Consider the following 1,215-nt stretch of genomic DNA (forward strand, 5'->3'; position numbering starts at 1 on the left):
CCTATCCCCTGTGTGCCTTGCCTCCCACGACTCTCGGCAGATCTGTCCGAGCGTCGCGCCCGGATCGTCGACGTGGCCGTCGAGCGCGGCGAGGCGCTCGCCGACGCCCGGCGCGGTGGTCTTCGAGCGGTCGAGGCGGCGGCCGTTCAGCCCGCGGAAACACACTTCTGGGTGTGCCTCCGTGACGTGTTTCCGCGCCGTCTCGTCTTCCTGGAGGAACGCGTCGACCGCGCCGACCGCCGGCGCGATGTGGTACGACTGCCGGCTGAGCCCCTTGTCGAGGTCCGCACGGTTCTGCTCGCTCACCGTCTCGTAGTCCGCGCCGTCGCACGCCAGTTCGCACGCCCCGCGCGGAGGGCACGGGAAAGACGCTGCTCGGGCGCTCGGCGGCCGACCGCGCGGCCGAGTCGACGGTCTCGCGGTTTGCGAGGGTCTCCGGACCGTCCGGGAGGCCGATCGGCACGTCGACGAGGATCCGATCGACGCCGTCGTTCCAGAGGGTTTCGAGGTCCGCTTCGAGGCGGCACCGTGGCTCGTGGTCGCCGTCGAACACGACCGCGATCCACGCGCCGCCCGCCCAGTCGACGCCCGCGACGGTCTCGGTTGGCATCGATCGATCGTTTTCGCTCCGGCTATTCAATCGGTTCGGTGAATCGAAGATCGAGTGCTATCGCTCATCACTTGAAACGGATGCGGGAGAAGTGGGCCGGCACGAATTTGAATCGTGGTTACGGCCACCCGAAGGCCGAAGGATACCAAGCTACCCCACCGGCCCGCACCTGAACGAAAGCCGTTCGTTCTTTTAATCCTTCCGAAAGGGGGGCGATACGCGATGACCGGATACCGTACCGGCCGGACCGACACCGCCGCTGTCCCGGAAACAGTACGTGACGCGTGGTGGTTCGGTCCCGGTGAGAACGCTCTCGAAACCCCTGTCGATCGCTACGACGCAGTTGCTTCTGTGGACACGACCACCGAAGCCCCAGCCGTGAGGACCTCCGAAAGACGGTCGCCTCGCTTCGCTCGGCGCTGCGTCTTTCGTGGTCCCGCTCGCTTTCGCTCGCGGGACTCGCGCGACTCGCTGCGCTCCTCGCTCAGTCACTACGTTCCTTCGCTGTCGTATAACTTCGTATAATAGTATGCTATACGAAGTTATTACGGTCGTGTGCCGTGGCCGACGCGGCGGGTTCTAGAAACGTCGTCGAGTCTACCGAA

1 tRNA gene is annotated in these 1,215 nt (G+C 65.5%); it reads right to left on the minus strand.

The window, feature by feature from the left end:
• Positions 1–702: 702 nt before the first annotated feature.
• Positions 703–775: transfer RNA gene (locus BN903_RS02745), tRNA-Pro, on the minus strand.
• Positions 776–1,215 lie beyond the last annotated feature (440 nt).

The sequence above is a fragment of the Halorubrum sp. AJ67 genome, from assembly GCF_000513435.1.